13 protein-coding genes are annotated in these 13898 nt (G+C 67.9%); 6 read left to right on the forward strand and 7 right to left on the reverse strand.

The genetic code is table 11. From position 1 onward, the window contains the following. Positions 1 to 995: 995 nt before the first annotated feature. Both VKH46_01725 and VKH46_01730 read left to right on the forward strand, forming a co-directional pair. On the forward strand, positions 996 to 1841 hold the full coding sequence (locus tag VKH46_01725) for an AraC family transcriptional regulator (GenBank protein HKB69532.1): 846 nt from the start codon (positions 996 to 998) through the stop codon (positions 1839 to 1841). Positions 1842 to 1885: 44 nt separating this feature from the next. After that, positions 1886 to 3706: a hypothetical protein gene (locus tag VKH46_01730; protein ID HKB69533.1), complete on the forward strand. Its 1821-nt coding sequence runs from the start codon at positions 1886 to 1888 to the stop codon at positions 3704 to 3706. A gap of 116 nt (positions 3707 to 3822) precedes the next feature. Here the strand turns inward: VKH46_01730 and VKH46_01735 are convergent, their stop codons facing one another. The 3 genes from VKH46_01735 to VKH46_01745 form a co-directional block, all read right to left on the reverse strand. After that, complete coding sequence (locus VKH46_01735) at positions 3823 to 4338, reverse strand: TlpA disulfide reductase family protein (GenBank protein HKB69534.1); 516 nt, start codon at positions 4336 to 4338, stop codon at positions 3823 to 3825. After that, complete coding sequence (locus VKH46_01740; GenBank protein ID HKB69535.1) at positions 4319 to 4840, reverse strand: rhodanese-like domain-containing protein; 522 nt, start codon at positions 4838 to 4840, stop codon at positions 4319 to 4321. Before VKH46_01740 ends, VKH46_01735 begins: the two co-directional genes overlap by 20 nt. Positions 4841 to 4922: 82 nt before the next feature. Continuing rightward, positions 4923 to 5273: an STAS domain-containing protein gene (locus VKH46_01745; GenBank protein ID HKB69536.1), complete on the reverse strand. Its 351-nt coding sequence runs from the start codon at positions 5271 to 5273 to the stop codon at positions 4923 to 4925. A 212-nt stretch (positions 5274 to 5485) separates the two neighbouring features. On the opposite strand from VKH46_01745, the gene VKH46_01750 reads away from it, so the two are divergent. Then, on the forward strand, positions 5486 to 6166 hold the full coding sequence (locus tag VKH46_01750; protein HKB69537.1) for a DUF2238 domain-containing protein: 681 nt from the start codon (positions 5486 to 5488) through the stop codon (positions 6164 to 6166). Between the two features lie 348 nt (positions 6167 to 6514). Here VKH46_01750 and VKH46_01755 read toward each other — a convergent pair whose 3' ends face one another. Continuing rightward, a complete protein-coding gene (locus VKH46_01755; GenBank protein HKB69538.1) occupies positions 6515 to 6862 on the reverse strand; it encodes an NIPSNAP family protein in 348 nt (115 codons plus the stop codon). Between the two features lie 176 nt (positions 6863 to 7038). Here VKH46_01755 and VKH46_01760 point away from each other — a divergent pair, with 176 nt between their 5' ends. Beyond that, positions 7039 to 7734 carry a helix-turn-helix domain-containing protein gene (locus VKH46_01760; GenBank protein ID HKB69539.1) on the forward strand — a complete coding sequence of 232 codons (696 nt, stop codon included), beginning with the start codon at positions 7039 to 7041 and terminating at the stop codon, positions 7732 to 7734. A gap of 83 nt (positions 7735 to 7817) precedes the next feature. Here the strand turns inward: VKH46_01760 and VKH46_01765 are convergent, their stop codons facing one another. Further along, a complete protein-coding gene (locus VKH46_01765) occupies positions 7818 to 8993 on the reverse strand; it encodes an OmpA family protein (protein ID HKB69540.1) in 1176 nt (391 codons plus the stop codon). An 8-nt stretch (positions 8994 to 9001) separates the two neighbouring features. Further along, entirely contained in the window at positions 9002 to 9358 is a 357-nt protein-coding gene (locus VKH46_01770; GenBank protein ID HKB69541.1) for a DUF4398 domain-containing protein, read from the reverse strand. Between the two features lie 296 nt (positions 9359 to 9654). On the opposite strand from VKH46_01770, the gene VKH46_01775 reads away from it, so the two are divergent. Beyond that, positions 9655 to 11559: a gamma-glutamyltransferase gene (locus tag VKH46_01775; protein HKB69542.1), complete on the forward strand. Its 1905-nt coding sequence runs from the start codon at positions 9655 to 9657 to the stop codon at positions 11557 to 11559. Between the two features lie 112 nt (positions 11560 to 11671). Here the strand turns inward: VKH46_01775 and VKH46_01780 are convergent, their stop codons facing one another. Beyond that, positions 11672 to 12265: a hypothetical protein gene (locus VKH46_01780; GenBank protein HKB69543.1), complete on the reverse strand. Its 594-nt coding sequence runs from the start codon at positions 12263 to 12265 to the stop codon at positions 11672 to 11674. A gap of 204 nt (positions 12266 to 12469) precedes the next feature. Here VKH46_01780 and VKH46_01785 point away from each other — a divergent pair. Further along, positions 12470 to 13898: DPP IV N-terminal domain-containing protein (locus VKH46_01785; protein ID HKB69544.1), on the forward strand; the 1429-nt coding region annotated here is incomplete at its 3' end.

Below are 13898 nucleotides of genomic sequence, written 5' to 3' on the forward strand. Positions count from 1 at the left end.
CCTCCACGCCTAATGCATAACATGGATCTGACCCCACCGCACGACAGGAACAGGGGGCGGCAACGAACGTCCAAGGTCATATCGCCATTGTCCCGCGCCGTAATTCTTGGCGTCATGGGCTTTGCGACGGGGTACATAGGACCGTTACGATATTCGATGGCACAGGGCCCGCTACTTGGAATCTTTGTTACCGGACCAGTGTCATTCGCCGTAGGTCTGGGTCTCGGGTGGTTCCTGAACCGACGCCGAATGGGCCCAGTAGTGCGCGAGGGAATCTTTGTGTGTGCGGCGATAGGTGTCGTAGTAATCTCCTGGACCGTGAGCCGACCAGGGCGTCAAATAGTCGGAACTTTGATCGATGGGAAGGTCACAGCTTGTAATAGCCCGATTTCCAATATTCCGGCTGCAGTCGGGCATTGGCGCCAAGTTCTCGCACAGAACCCGTCGCTGACTCCGCGAACGGCTTGGGAGAGGACGATCAAGGACATTCTGACCAATTCGGATGGTGTGGTACTTCAGTTTACAACAGACCGCCTAAAACATTTATATAGTGATGGAGCGAAGGCGACGGGCAACGTGGTGTCAGGCGAGTGGAAGACTGAGCCCTGGGTGGCGTCCTATTTTGCTCTTTTTGCTGGTCCTGATTGCACGAGATATCCAATTGGGAGGCGCGTGACGTTGTTTGTCGGCCGCTCCAACGATCGTGAAGAGGACGGTGTGCCGCCCGGGAATGCAGCGGGCGTGCTGGAATTGGAGACGGTGCGGCCCGCACCCTCCTGGGCCAGGGATTTGTCGCACTGACACTCCCGGTCCACGCTCCTTAGGAGAACGTTGCCTAATGCATAACACGGATCTGACCCCACCATAGTTTGACCTGCACCGTACTGTGCCCCCGCAACCAAACTCAAAGTGGCCGGGATGAACGTCCCGGCCTTTTTCTTGCTCCCGATCGCCACGCCGGCGAACTTCCTCCTTTTCCCGACGTACTATCGAGCATGAACGCCAACGAAAAGCGGGAGTTCCATGGGCGCGAGGTCGGCCGGCGCCAGATGGGTTCGTGGACGCTCGTCCTGACGCGATACGAGCCGGAAACCGTGATCCCTTTCCATCGGCACCAAGAGCCCTACGCGACCGTGGTATTGCGCGGCCGCTATCGGGAGCGCTCCGGGTCGGTCGAACGGGAGTGCGCCGCGTCGAACATCGTGATTCACGGCCCCGGGGAACGGCACTGCGACAGGTTCGCCCGAGTCCCGACGTCGTGCCTCAATCTCTACGGCGGCAATTTCTCGAAGAGCGCCGTCATCGCCAATCCGGCGGGCGCGTCGATCGCCGCGAAGCTCCGGGCGGAATTCGCCGAGCCGGACGTGTTTTCGAGCCGCATCGTGAACGCCTTGATGCTCGAGTCCGACGCTTGGAGCGAGCGGTGTTCCGACGATCGCCGCCGGCCGCCGTCGTGGCTTCGTCGCGTTCGCGAGGAGGTCGAGGCGCGGTTCCGCGAGCCGATGACCTTGAGCGGTCTCGCCGCGTCGGCGTGCGTGCACCCGACCCACGTCGCCCGCGCCTTCAGGCGGCATTACGGGATGACGCTCGGCGAGATGATCCGTCTGCGGAGAGTCGAACATTCGAAGACGCTCCTCCGTTCCGCCCGGCCGCTCGCCGAGGTCGCGGGCGAAACCGGCTTCGCGGATCAGAGCCACTTCACGCGGACGTTCCATCGCCTCACGGGAACGACTCCCGCCGCCTATCGGCGCGACGTTCGGCGGCGCGACGTCGGCGGCGTGGGGAGAAGGGCAGGGATCCCTTCGACGATCCGATCCGCCAATCCGGTTCCATTCCGCTAGGAGCTTTCAAGAGCGGAAGGCGCGCCCCCACGTAGGCTCGCCCCATGAACCATCTTGTGATCCTCCTTCTCCTCGCCGCGAGCCCCGCTCCGCCTGCGGGCGCTCCGTTCGACGCCGCGGACAACGCCTCGATGGAGGCGGATCAACGAAAGCCGCGCGATCTCTTCCTCGAGGCGTCCCGATCGGACCCGGACCCGAAACGACGCGATCAGGCGATCCTTCGGGCGGCGCGGCTCGACTGGTACGTGTTTCACGACGCTCCGGCCGCGTGCTCGCTCCTGGGCGGGCTCGCGAAGGGCCCGGAGGCTTCGGCGGCGCTCGCGGAGCGTTCCCGGCTCGAAACGGAGCTGACCCGGGACTTCGGAGCGGCTCGGAAGGCCGCCCGGGACGCCACAACCGCGGCGAAGAAAGCGTCCGATCGGGACGAGGCGCTCACCCGGTTGGGCGCCGCGACCGTCGAGGAGGCGCGCTCCCACCGTCTTGCCGGACGCTGCCCGGCCGACCGGCAAAGCCTCGGGGAGGCGGTCGCGAGCCTGTCCGCGGCCATCGAGGGGAGCGGCCTCACGCTCGAAAGGTCCCGCCTGCTTCTCGACGCTTCTCTCCTCGCGGGGGACGAAAAGAGCGCGCGGAAGGCTTGGGGATGGTACGACGCTGAGCTTCCGTCGCTCGTTCCGGCGGACGTCCACGACCCGAGGGCAACGGGGCTGGCGCTGGCGAGAGCGAAGCTCTTCGACGAGGCCGAGCTCGTTCTCCGCAATCCTTGCGCCCCGCTCGTGGCGAAGGACGACGCCCCCGTCCTCGACGTGCTGCGATACGCGGCGTTCACTCGCCGTGTTCATGCCATCGCCGGCGAACATTTCCGAATGGTCGCGAGCGGCGTCGACGACGCGAAAGAGTTCCATCCGGCGCTCGGCGCGGAAGGACTCGCGCTCTGGAAAGCTCTGTCGCCCCCGCCGAAAGATGCCGCGTTCTCGCTGGAGGCGGTCCGGCGCGAGCTGGACGAGCGCTTCGGCGCCGTCGTAACCGTCGGCGACACCGAAGGAATACCCGATATTCTCTATGGCCATCGCGTTGCCGACGAAACCCGCGAGGTCGAGCAGTATGGCCGCAAGGCGATGCTTCGATTCATCCAGCTGGACGGGATGATCGCCGGCGGATACGCGACCTGGGTCACCCACGGGCGGCACGGAACCGGCGGATGGGTGGGAAACGGCGTCGTCTATCAGGTCCGCCCCATGTACGTCGAAGGCCCGCTGCGGCTCTGGCGACAGTTGACGGATCCCGAGGCGAAGGCCCTTGCGCAGGACGAGATCCGGGCGGAGTCCCTCCGGGATCGCGAGCGGGTCAAGGGCGACGAAGTCGCCGCGCTGCGCGGTCTCGCGCTGCGGCTCGCCGACGAATACGCGGAAGCCCTGAAGCAGAGGCTCGAGAAGCGGAAGCTAACCGGCGACGCGCTGCGCGACGAATTCCTTCGAACCGTCCGACTCGACACCGACGCCTCTTCGATCTGGGCGCACGAGGGGCGTCACGCCATCGACAAAGCCATGGGGATCCATGACAGCGAGGAGCTGGAATTTCGCGCCAAGCTCTCCGAGGTGCAATTCGCGCCGGGACCGAAGGGTTCGCTCGGATCGATCCTGTCGCCGGTCGGAGGTTCGAGCGCTCACGGGAAGGCCAACGAGCGCGTACTGAGGGGGATCGTCGCGTGGATGGATGCGCACGCCGCGGAAATCTCCGGGTTCGAGCCCGAAGTCGCTCGTCTCGCCCAGTTGGATCGGTTGACGGGCGATCAGCTTCGCGCGGCCTGCCGCTCGCTCGATCCGCTGGCGAAAAACCTTCGGGGCGCGCACGTCGAGGGTCGGTAACATCGTGGCGGAGATCGACGGCGGCCGTCGCCTGCGACTCGCCCGGCGCCTGCGGCAGATCGAGGCGCAACGGCGATCATAATGTATAATAAAGTCCTGACCCCAAGAAGGGAAGCTCAGTCTGGCCGCGCGACGCCGAGGAGCCGCTCGATGTCCCGTCGGATCGCGGAGGGGTCCGTGCCGCCGTCGTGGCGTGAATAAATCCGTCCTGCGCGGTCAATGACGAATGCAACCGGCAGGCCCAGGATTCCTCCGTACCGCTCGGCGAGCCGGGCGTTTCCCACGGCCACGGGATAATTGAGGTGAAATTCCCGGGCAAAGCGGACAACGGGCGCGGCCGAGTCGTCGAGCGAAATGCCGATGACCTGAAGGCCCCGCGGCCCGTATCGCTTCTGCCAGGCGACGAAGCGGGGGATCACGTCGCGGCAGGGAGCGCACCAGGTCGCCCAGAAGTCGAGGAGGACGACCTTCCCGCGATAGGTTGCGAGATCGAGCTTTCGGCCCTCGATGTCCGTCAAGGAAAACGGCGGGGCTGGCCTGCCTTCCTCCGCGCGGCCCCGTGCCGGTAACGCGAGCGCCAGGAGGATCCCGGCGATCGCGGGAAGGGCGAGGCTAGTCGCCCGCGGGCGCACCCTTTTCCACCGGATAGCCCTTCGCCACCCAATCCGCGCCAAAATTCTTCTCGATGAAGAGGAGCTTCACGTTCGTAAAACCGAGGCCGAGAAGCGCCTTGTAAGCCGGCTGCACGTTGGGGCAGCGGACCCACGGACAGCATCCGCAGTAGAGAACGATGGCGGTGTCGCGGGGAAGCGGAGAGGCCGCGCGGCGAAGCTCCGCGAGACCCTCCTCTTTCGAGCCCGGTCCGACGTACCGGGACTGCGGAATGTGGGCCTGCTCGTAGAGCACGCGAAACCCGACCTGGAAAATGACCGGCTTCTTCGCACTCGACCGGACGATCCCCGCAAGCGCCTCGGGCGCGATGAGAGCGTCCTTGTCCGCGCCGCCGGCGGCCGGCGCCCCCTGCGCCGAAGAAGAGGCCGGGAGGGCCAGCGCGGCCACGACGACGGCGGCGGCGAAAACACCTTTCGTCACGGCGATTGCCGCACGAGACGAGAATCCGCGTCGAGCTCTCATGAGCGTTCCTCCTCGGAAATCACCGGACGATTATAGGCTGCGGGCGGTCACCGGCCGGCTCGACCGGCCATCGGTGCGGAGATTATTTCGGGGGACCGTCGGTCTGGAACGATGCGACCGCGCCCGCTTCGTCGTCGAAGCTATCGAAGATTGGAAGAAGGAGCATCGCGTCCAGAACGTTACGCACCTTTCCCTCGGCGATCAGGAGCTTGAGCTTCGCGCCGACGCCTTCCGCGACCTTCTTGCTCGCGACGAGATCGCCGACTCCCGAGCTGTCGATCGCTGTTAGACCGACGAGGCTCACCAGGATCTTCCGCTTGCCGTCGGCGAGCAGGTCGTCAATCGCGGCGCGAAGGGCGTTATCGCCGGCCACGAGGCGTCCCTCCAGGTCGATGACCGACACGTCGCCGGACTTTCGAACCGAGGCTTTCATTGGTCGAGAGCGACGATCGCCGTGACATTCCGGTCGGCGATCGAAATCGACGGATGTTTCACGCCCATTGCCTCATCACGCAGGGTTCGACGATGGAAACACCTGCCGACCGGGCCGAGGGGCATCGCACCAGGCAAAATCAACTTTCTGCCGTTCTCGGGAGATTATACGCCCCCGAGAAGCCGTCACCGATTGGTGCATACTCTGTTCTCGTGAACGGATCGAGCAGGCTCCCCGGCCGGGAGCCTGCGGAGGTCAGCGCCTCCCGGGGCCGGCGCGAGCCGTTGGTTCTGCTCGCTCTGGTCCTCATCGGTCTCGTGGCGTCCGGCTGGTCGCCCAACAATCGGGTGATATGGCTGCTCGAAGCCGCTCCGCTCCTCGTCGGCCTTCCCATCCTGATCGCGACCTACCGGCGCTTCCCTTTCACCCCGCTTTCCTACCGCCTGACGTTCCTCTTCGCCGCGCTGCTCCTGGTCGGAAGCCACTACACGTACTCGCTCGTTCCGTCGGGCCTCGCGCTGAAGAGGATTCTGGATTTCCGGCGCAACCACTTCGACCGGCTCGTGCACTTCGTGGGCGGATTCACGCCCGCGATCCTCGGGCGCGAGCTGGTCCGCCGAAAGACGAACGTGACGAGCCGCGGCTGGCTGTTTTTCTTCGTCGTGGCCGGCTGCCTCGCCGGAGCAGCGGCCTACGAGCTCCTGGAGTGGGCCGCCGCGGAGGCGATGCACGGCGCGGCGAGAGAATTCCTCGCGACTCAAGGCGACAACTGGGACACCCAGTGGGACATGTTCTGCAGTCTGACGGGCGCGGTCACGTCGCTGCTGCTGCTCTCGCGGATCCACGACCGGCAGCTCCGGGCGCTACCGTTGACGCGATCCGCCTGCTCCTGATCGTTCACGGCTTTCGCGACCTTTCTCAACTCCGCCTGGACGTACGCGTGATCCGTGTCCGGATCTTCCGACCATCGCTGCGTACCGTCGCCGAGCTCGACGGTCGCGGGGAATCCCGCGATCACCGCGCCGAGGCTGTCGGCGCGCCCCTGCATCTGTGCGGCGGTCGCCCCGGGAAAGTAGCCTTTCGCCGAGTAGCCGCGGTAGCCGTGCAGCCAGACGGCGACGGGAAACGGCCCGGGGCCGCGCGCGGGGGCGAACACGAACGGCGCGGGTTTCTCGGGCCGGCGGCGGCGAGAATCGCTCCGCTCGCGAGAATCCCCGCGGCGAACCGCCGGCCCCGGCGGGTCAGGCGTCGCCGTCGGCCGGGACCGGCGCGATGCCGAACGTCCCGGGAACGACTTCGACGAACGTCCGCTCCTCGCGAAGGATGAAGCGATTCGCCTGCGCGCGGGCGAAGTTCTCGCGCGATTCGGCGTCGCTCCGGAGGCGCGCCCGGTACGCCTCGTACGAGGCGAGGGAGTCGAACGCGACCAACCCCCACGCGACGTCGTTGGTTCCCTCGTGGGGAAGGAAGTAGCCGACCAGATGCCCGCCGCAGCGGGGGATGATTCGCCCCCAGTTCTCCGCGTACTCGCGGAAGGCGTCCCTTTGGAACGGATCGATCACGTACCGGATGAAGCAGACGATCGTCACGGAACGGCTCCTTTCGCCGGAAGCCCGGAGCGGCAGCGCCCGGGAGAGACGGGAACGGCCGGCGACGATTGCGCCGAGCACGCCCGAGATCCCGAGGAACCGCCGCCGATCGGTTTCCGCCATGCGCCCGCAGTATCCGCTTGCCGAGACCGTCATGCTTCGTTTACCATCAAATCGTGAATGTCGAGCCGGCGGAGACGGCCGTTTGCCGGATCGCGGCCGCGATCGCCGAGCCCGCTCGCGCCCGGATGCTCTGTCTCCTGCTCGACGGCCACGCGCGGACCAGCACCGAGCTCGCCGTCGCAGCCGGCGTGAGTCCCTCGACCGCCAGCGTTCATCTCGCCCGGCTGCTCGAGCGCAGGCTCGTCGCCGTGGCGGCCCAGGGAAAGCACCGGTACTACCGGCTGGCCGGACCCGCCGTCGCCGCCGCCGTCGAGGCGCTGCTGGTCGCGGCCGGCGACGCCCGAAAGCCGTGGACGCCGAGCACCCCCACCCGCCTCACGGCGGCGCGCACGTGCTACGACCACCTGGCGGGCGCTCTGGGGGTCTCGCTGCACGACCGGATGATGGCCATGCGCTGGCTCCTCTCGGGGCCGGCGGCCGGCGACTACGACCTGACGGCGGAAGGGACGAGGGCGCTCGAAGCCCTCGGTGTCGACGTCGCAACGAGCCGGACGCTCCGCCGCCGGTTCGCCTTCCCCTGTCTCGACTGGAGCGAGCGGCGGCCGCACGTGGGCGGCGCGCTCGGCGCGGCGCTGCTTTCCGCCGCGCTCCGCCGAAAATGGGTGACCCGGGATCTCGACAGCCGGGCGCTCACGGTGACGCCCCTCGGCCGGCGCGAGATGCGAACCCGGTTCGGTCTGGCGGGCTGAGGGGAGCGATTCCCCGAATCGGCGGCGCCGGATGAGGTCCGGCCGCCGGCGGCCGGACCCTTTACAAGCGGCGCCTTACCGAATCAGTGGGCTTCCGGTGCCGGCGCCGGCGCCGGACCTCCCTGGACGATGATCTCCACCCGGCGGTTCTGGCTGCGCCCCGACGGCGTCTTGTTGTCGGCCACGGGCTTCGTCGCGCCGTAGCCCTGGGTCTCGATCCGGCCCGGATCGACCCCATTGGCGAGGAGCACGGCCTTGACGGATTCCGCCCGCAGCTGCGAGAGCTTCAGGTTGTACTCCGCCCGGCCCGTCGAATCGGTGTGGCCCTCGACGACGATGTGCCGGTCCGGAGCGGAGGCCAGGGTCTTGCCGATGTCGGCAAGGCGCGCGCTGACCCCCGGTTGGAGATCGGAGCGGTTGGTTGCGAAATAGATGCTTCCCGGCAGCGTGACGACGATCCCGCGGGGCTCGACGCGCGTCGATTTTTCGAGCTGCTGCAGGCGCAGCACGAGGTCGTTTTGCGCCTGGAGCTGCTTCTGCGCGGCTTCCTCCGCCGCCCGCCGCCGTTCCTCTTCCTGGCGGCGCGCTTCCTCGAGCTTGGCGCTCTGCTCGGCGGCGGCCTGGCGGGCGACCTCCGCGGCCTTCGTCTGCTGATCGAGCTGCATTTTCAGGTCGTCGATCTGCGCCTGGCGCTGCTGTTGGGCCGACCGTTGGCGCTCGGCTTCGAGCTGGGCCTGGAGAGCCTTCTCCCGATCCTCGGCGGCGCGCTGTTGCGCTTCGCGGGCCTGCATCTCCGCCTGGAGACGGGCCTGCTCTTCGCGGGCGCGCATCTCGGCTTCGAGCCGCTGTCGTTCGGCTTCCGACCGGGCGCGGGCGGCGATCGCCCGCTCCTGGGCGGCATGGAGCTCGGCCTCGAGCCGGTCATGGCGGGTCTTCTGCGCGGCGAGGGCCTGCTCGGCCCGGGCGCCGCGGGCGCGATACTCGGCATCGCGCGCCTCGCTGTCGGCGATCTGCGCGTAGTGCATCGCGATGCTCTCGTGACCCGCGTTCCATTCGCGCTGGGCGGCGGAAAGATCGTTGGATGCCCGGTTGAAGGTTTCCGCGGCGAGCTCCGGAGCGCCCGCGTCGCGGGCGTCCTGAAGGGCCAGACGCGCGTCGCGCAGCGCGGGCGCTTCGGGACGCGTCGTGGCGCAGGCGGCCGCGAAGATCAACCCCGCGGCGAGAAGAGCGAATCCGGCATTCCTTTTGATGTTCTTCATGGCATTCCTCACGGTTGAGGCGGCGGCGCGATCTCGCGCGTGCGCCGCTCGATGTCGTCGGACTGGCGGCTCAGGTCCTGCACCTGCTGCTCGACGGCGGCGTCGCGGGCCTTGGATTCGGCCGCGCTCGCGGCCGCGCGGGTCTCCGCGATGTGCCGCCGGGCTTCGTCCCAGCGACGCTCGTGCCACTCGCGCTGGGCGGCGGCGAAGTCGCCGCGCGCGCGGTCGAGCAGGTCGCGCGCATGCACGGTCGCCGTGGCGTTTTCGGCGGCGCGAATGTCGGCCTCCGCCTGCGCAATCTCGGCGTTGCTGACCGGCGGGCCGCTCGATGCGCAGCCCACCGCGAAGAAGACCAGGGCGGCCATTCCCGCAGCAATCCTCATGTTGTCCTCCTCGATCGACGTTCGGAAAGATCGAAGCGTGGCGAATGCCAGGCCCCGAGGGAGCAATTATCCCCCCCTTTCGGTCGACCTCGACGGACATTGCGCCGCGGGCCCTCCCGGTGGGCCCATTTCTTGATGACGAGCCGAAGGCTTTGGCCGGACAGGGCCCGGTCTCGTCTCCGGCGCGACCGGAATAGACTCTTTCGACGGAGGTCCCGATGATCCGACGAGTCGCCGCCGTGCTCCTGCTCTGCGCCCCCTTCCCGCTGTTCGCGCAGATGCGAACCGAGAAGCCGCCGCTCCACGCGAAACGCTGGATGGCGATCACGGGAAAGCCGCTTTCCGCGACGGCCGGGGCGATGATCTTCGCCAAGGGCGGCAACGCCGTGGATGCCGCGGCCGCGATGATCGCGGCCGGCTGCACAATGTGGGACACCCTGAGCTGGGGCGGCGAGACGCAGGCGCTCATCTATAACCCGAAGACGAAGAAGGTCGTCGGCATCGACGCGCTGGGTGTCGCGCCGACGGGCGCGACTCCTGAGTTCTTCAAGGGCAGGGGGATGAACTATCCGCCGGAGTTCGGCCCGCTCGCCGCCGTCACGCCCGGGACGCCGGGAGGAATTCTGGTCATGCTGGCCGAGTACGGCACGATGTCGCTCAAGGAGGTGCTCGCGCCCGCGATCGACATGGCGGACGGCTATCCGATCGAGGCGCAGGCGGCGAACACGATCGAGCACGAGAAGAAGCGGCTGGAGCAGTGGCCGTACTCGCGCGCGCTCTTCCTGATGCACTCCAAAGGAGGGGAGGCCGTCGGCGGGCCGGCCGCCGCCGGGAAGAGCGCGGGCGGTCCGACTCCCGCGCAGGACCGCCCGGCGGCGAATGCCGCGACGGAAGAGCGCGAAGGCCCCGAGCCGGGCGAGATCTTCCGTCAGCCCGATCTGGCCGCGACGCTCCGAAAGCTCGTCGCGACCGAGCAGGAGGCGCTGAAGAAAGGGAGAACCCGCAAGGAAGCGATCTATGCCGCTTATGACCGGTTCTACAAGGGCGACATCGCGAAGGAGATCGCGCGGAGCACGCAGGAGCAGGGCGGGTTGATCACGGCCGAGGACCTCGCCCGCTGGAAAGTGAAGGTCGAAGAGCCGGTCACGACCCGCTACCGGGGAATCGACGTCTACAAGCTGACGGCATGGACCCAGGGTCCCGCGATGCTGCAGGCCCTCGACATCCTCGAGAACTTCGATCTCAAATCGATGGGCTACAACACCTCGCGCTACGTCAACACGGTCTACCAGGCGATGAGCCTCGCGTTCGCGGATCGCGACTTCTACTACGGCGACCCGTATTTCCCGCCCGAGGAGCCCGTCCGGGGACTCCTTTCCAAGGCGTACGCGAAGGAGCGGGCGAAGGAAATCGTCCCCGAGCGCAGCAACCCGCGGATCACGCCGGGCGATCCCTATCCGTTCCAGGGGGGCACGAACCCGTATCGGGATCTGCTCTCGAAGTGGAAGGCGGCGGAGAACGGGAGACCGGGGAGGGGAAACCGTCTGCTCGATGCGTCGCTTTCTCCGGCGGATTTCGCGCGCTTCCGCGAGACGTTCACCGCGGGGACGACGTCGGTCGAGGCCGCGGACTCGGAGGGATGGGTCGTTTCGGTGACGCCGAGCGGCGGGTGGCTTCCCGCGGTGATCGCCGGGCGCACCGGGATCGGCCTGAGCCAGCGAATGCAGTCATTCGTGCTCGATCCGGCCGAGTGTCCGTTCAACGTGGTCGAGCCGGGCAAGCGACCGCGCGTCACGCTGACACCGACCCTGGCGTTGAAGGGCGGCAAACCCTATCTCTGCTTCTCGGTGCAGGGGGGCGACTCGCAGGACCAGAATCTGCTCCAGTTCTTCCTGAACGTGGTCGAGTTCGGGATGACGCCGCAGGAGGCGACCGAGGCGGCCAACTTCAACAGCTTCCAGATGCACAGCTCGTTCGGCAACCACGAGGCGATTCCGGGAAAGATCCTGTTGAACGCCGCCACACCGCCGTGGGTACGGAGCGAGCTCGCGAAGATGGGCTACTCGATGGTCTTCGAGGAGAGGACCTCGGGCCCGATCAACGCGATCCTGTTCGATCTCGAGCACGGCACGATGTGGGGCGGATCGAGCAACCACGGAGAAGATTACGGCATCGGGTGGTGAGGGCAGCGAAAACAGTATGCGCGGGACGAACGGCGACACCCGCCTCGAAGATTCTCGCCCGGCTGTGAATGCCGGGCCGATCGCTCCCCCCGCCCGGGCAATGGCCGCGAGCTCAGCGTCGCATCGACCAGAGGGCCGCGGCCGCGAGGGCCGCGCCGAGGAGACCGAGGGTCGGCCCGGAGAGCGCCGGCACGGACGGGGAAACGGGCGGCGTGACCACGACGCAGCTCGGCTGGATCGAGTTCTCGACGTTCGACGCCGTCACGTTTGCCGCGGCGTTGGTGAAGCCCGCGGGGTTGGCGGCGCAGGCGGCGTTGAAATGGTTCTCGGCATTCGTGACGTTGACGGTCACCGTGCACGTCGCCTCCCCGGCGGGGACCTGGAGGCTGGTGACGGTGATCGTATTGCCGCCGGCCGTCGTGAGAGTTGCCGCGGCCGCGTTGGCGCACGTCCCCCCGACGGTGTTGTCGGCGATGACGAGGCCAGAGGGAAGCGTGTCGGTGAATCCGACGTTCGACTCGGCGGGATTTCCCGCGCCGTTCGACAGGGTGAAGGTGAGGACGGTCGTCCCGCCCGGGGAGATCGTCGTGGGCGAGAAGGCCTTGGTGAGCACGGGCGGCGGTGCCGGCTGAGCGGACGTCCGGAGCGGGACCAGCGCCGCGATGGCTGCCAGGATCGGGATCGACCCGTAACGTCGTCGGTTCATCGCTACCTCGTGGAAGGGATCATAGCGTACGGAACGGGCTCGAGCCGACGCCCGCCGAGAGCCCGTCACCTCTTCGGCGCTCAGCGTCCGCCTTCTCGTGCAGAGCCCTGTTCTCTGATTCATGAATCGTGCGCCCGGCCGACCGCCCCCCGGCCCGGGCGGGCGGCGGTATGCTGGCGCCCGATTCGTGGGGAGAGGAGCGCGATGAAGAGAACCGTCCGGGCGGGTCTGGCCGGGATCGTGGCATGGGCGGGTGCCGGCTTGGCGAACGCGCAAGCGCCGGCGGCGCCGCCGTCCGCCTCCTTCACGCTCGAGCAGGCGCTGAGCTACCCGTATCCGCTGGCGATCAGGGCGAGCCGTTCGGGAGAGCGCGTCGCGTGGATCGAGAACCGGCGCGGGGTGCGCAACGTGTGGGCGGCCGAAGGGCCGTCATGGAAGCCGCGCCGTCTGACGGACGACGACGCCGACGACGGGCAGGAGCTGACGAATCTGCAGTTCTCGCGCGACGGCCGGCGTCTCGTCTGGACGCGGGGAGGCGACCACGACGCGAACTGGCCCTCGCCCGGCGGCATCGAGCCGAACCCGGCGCTCGGCACGGAGAAGCCGGCGATCGCGATCTTCGGCGCCGATTTCGAGAAGGGGAAGGCGAGGAAGCTCGCCGAAGGCGACGCGCCGGCGATCTCCCCCGACGGCGAACGCGTGGCGTTCCTCAAGGACCACCAGGCGTGGTCGGTTCCTTTCGACGGGAAGAAGGAAGCCGCGCCTCTCTTCTTTTGCCGCGGCGAAACGGGTTCGCTGGTCTGGTCCCCGGACGGCCGGCGCCTCGCGTTCGTCTCCGACCGCGGCGACCACAGCCTCATCGGGATCTTCGCGTCGGAAAGAGAGCCGATCCGGTTCGTCGATCCCTCGATCTCGCGCGACTCGAACCCGGTCTGGTCGCCCGACGGGTCCCGCATCGCGTTCGTCCGCGAGCCGGGAGCGGGGGGCCCGCCCGAGAAGCTCTTCGAGGAGGATCCGCATCCGTGGAGCATCCGGACGGCCGATGCCGCGACCGGGAAAGCGCATGCCGTCTGGTCTTCGCCCGAGACGCTCGAAGGCTCCGTTCCCGAAACCGATGCCGGCCCGAGCCTCGACTGGGCGGCGGGCGATCGCCTCGTCTTCCTCTCCGAGATCGACGGATGGCCACACCTCTACTCCGTACGCGAGAGCGGCGGCGCGCCGATGCTCCTCACGCCCGGGAAGTTCATGGTGGACGCGATCGCGCTCACTCCCGACCGGCGTCAGGTCGTCTATGTCGCCAACACCGGCGCGGATGCCGACGACGACGACCGCCGTCATCTCTTCCGGGTGCCGGTCGATTCGGCGGGCCCCGTCCCCATGACGTCGGGCGCGGGCCTCGAGTGGATGCCGGCGGTCACGGGAGACGGCTCGAGCGTCGTCTTCGTTGCCGCGGGCCCGAAAGCCCCGCCGCAGCCCGCCGTGATCCCGATCGGGGGAGGCGCGCCGCGGCTTCTCGCGCCGCAGGAAGTCCCCGCCGATTTCCCCGTGGACCGGCTCGTGGTCCCCCGGAAGGTCGTCTTCGAGGCTCCGGACGGGCTGACGATCCACGGACAGATCTTCGAAACCGCGGGAG

This window comes from Thermoanaerobaculia bacterium (assembly GCA_035260525.1).
Taxonomy (GTDB): Bacteria; Acidobacteriota; Thermoanaerobaculia; order UBA5066; family DATFVB01; genus DATFVB01.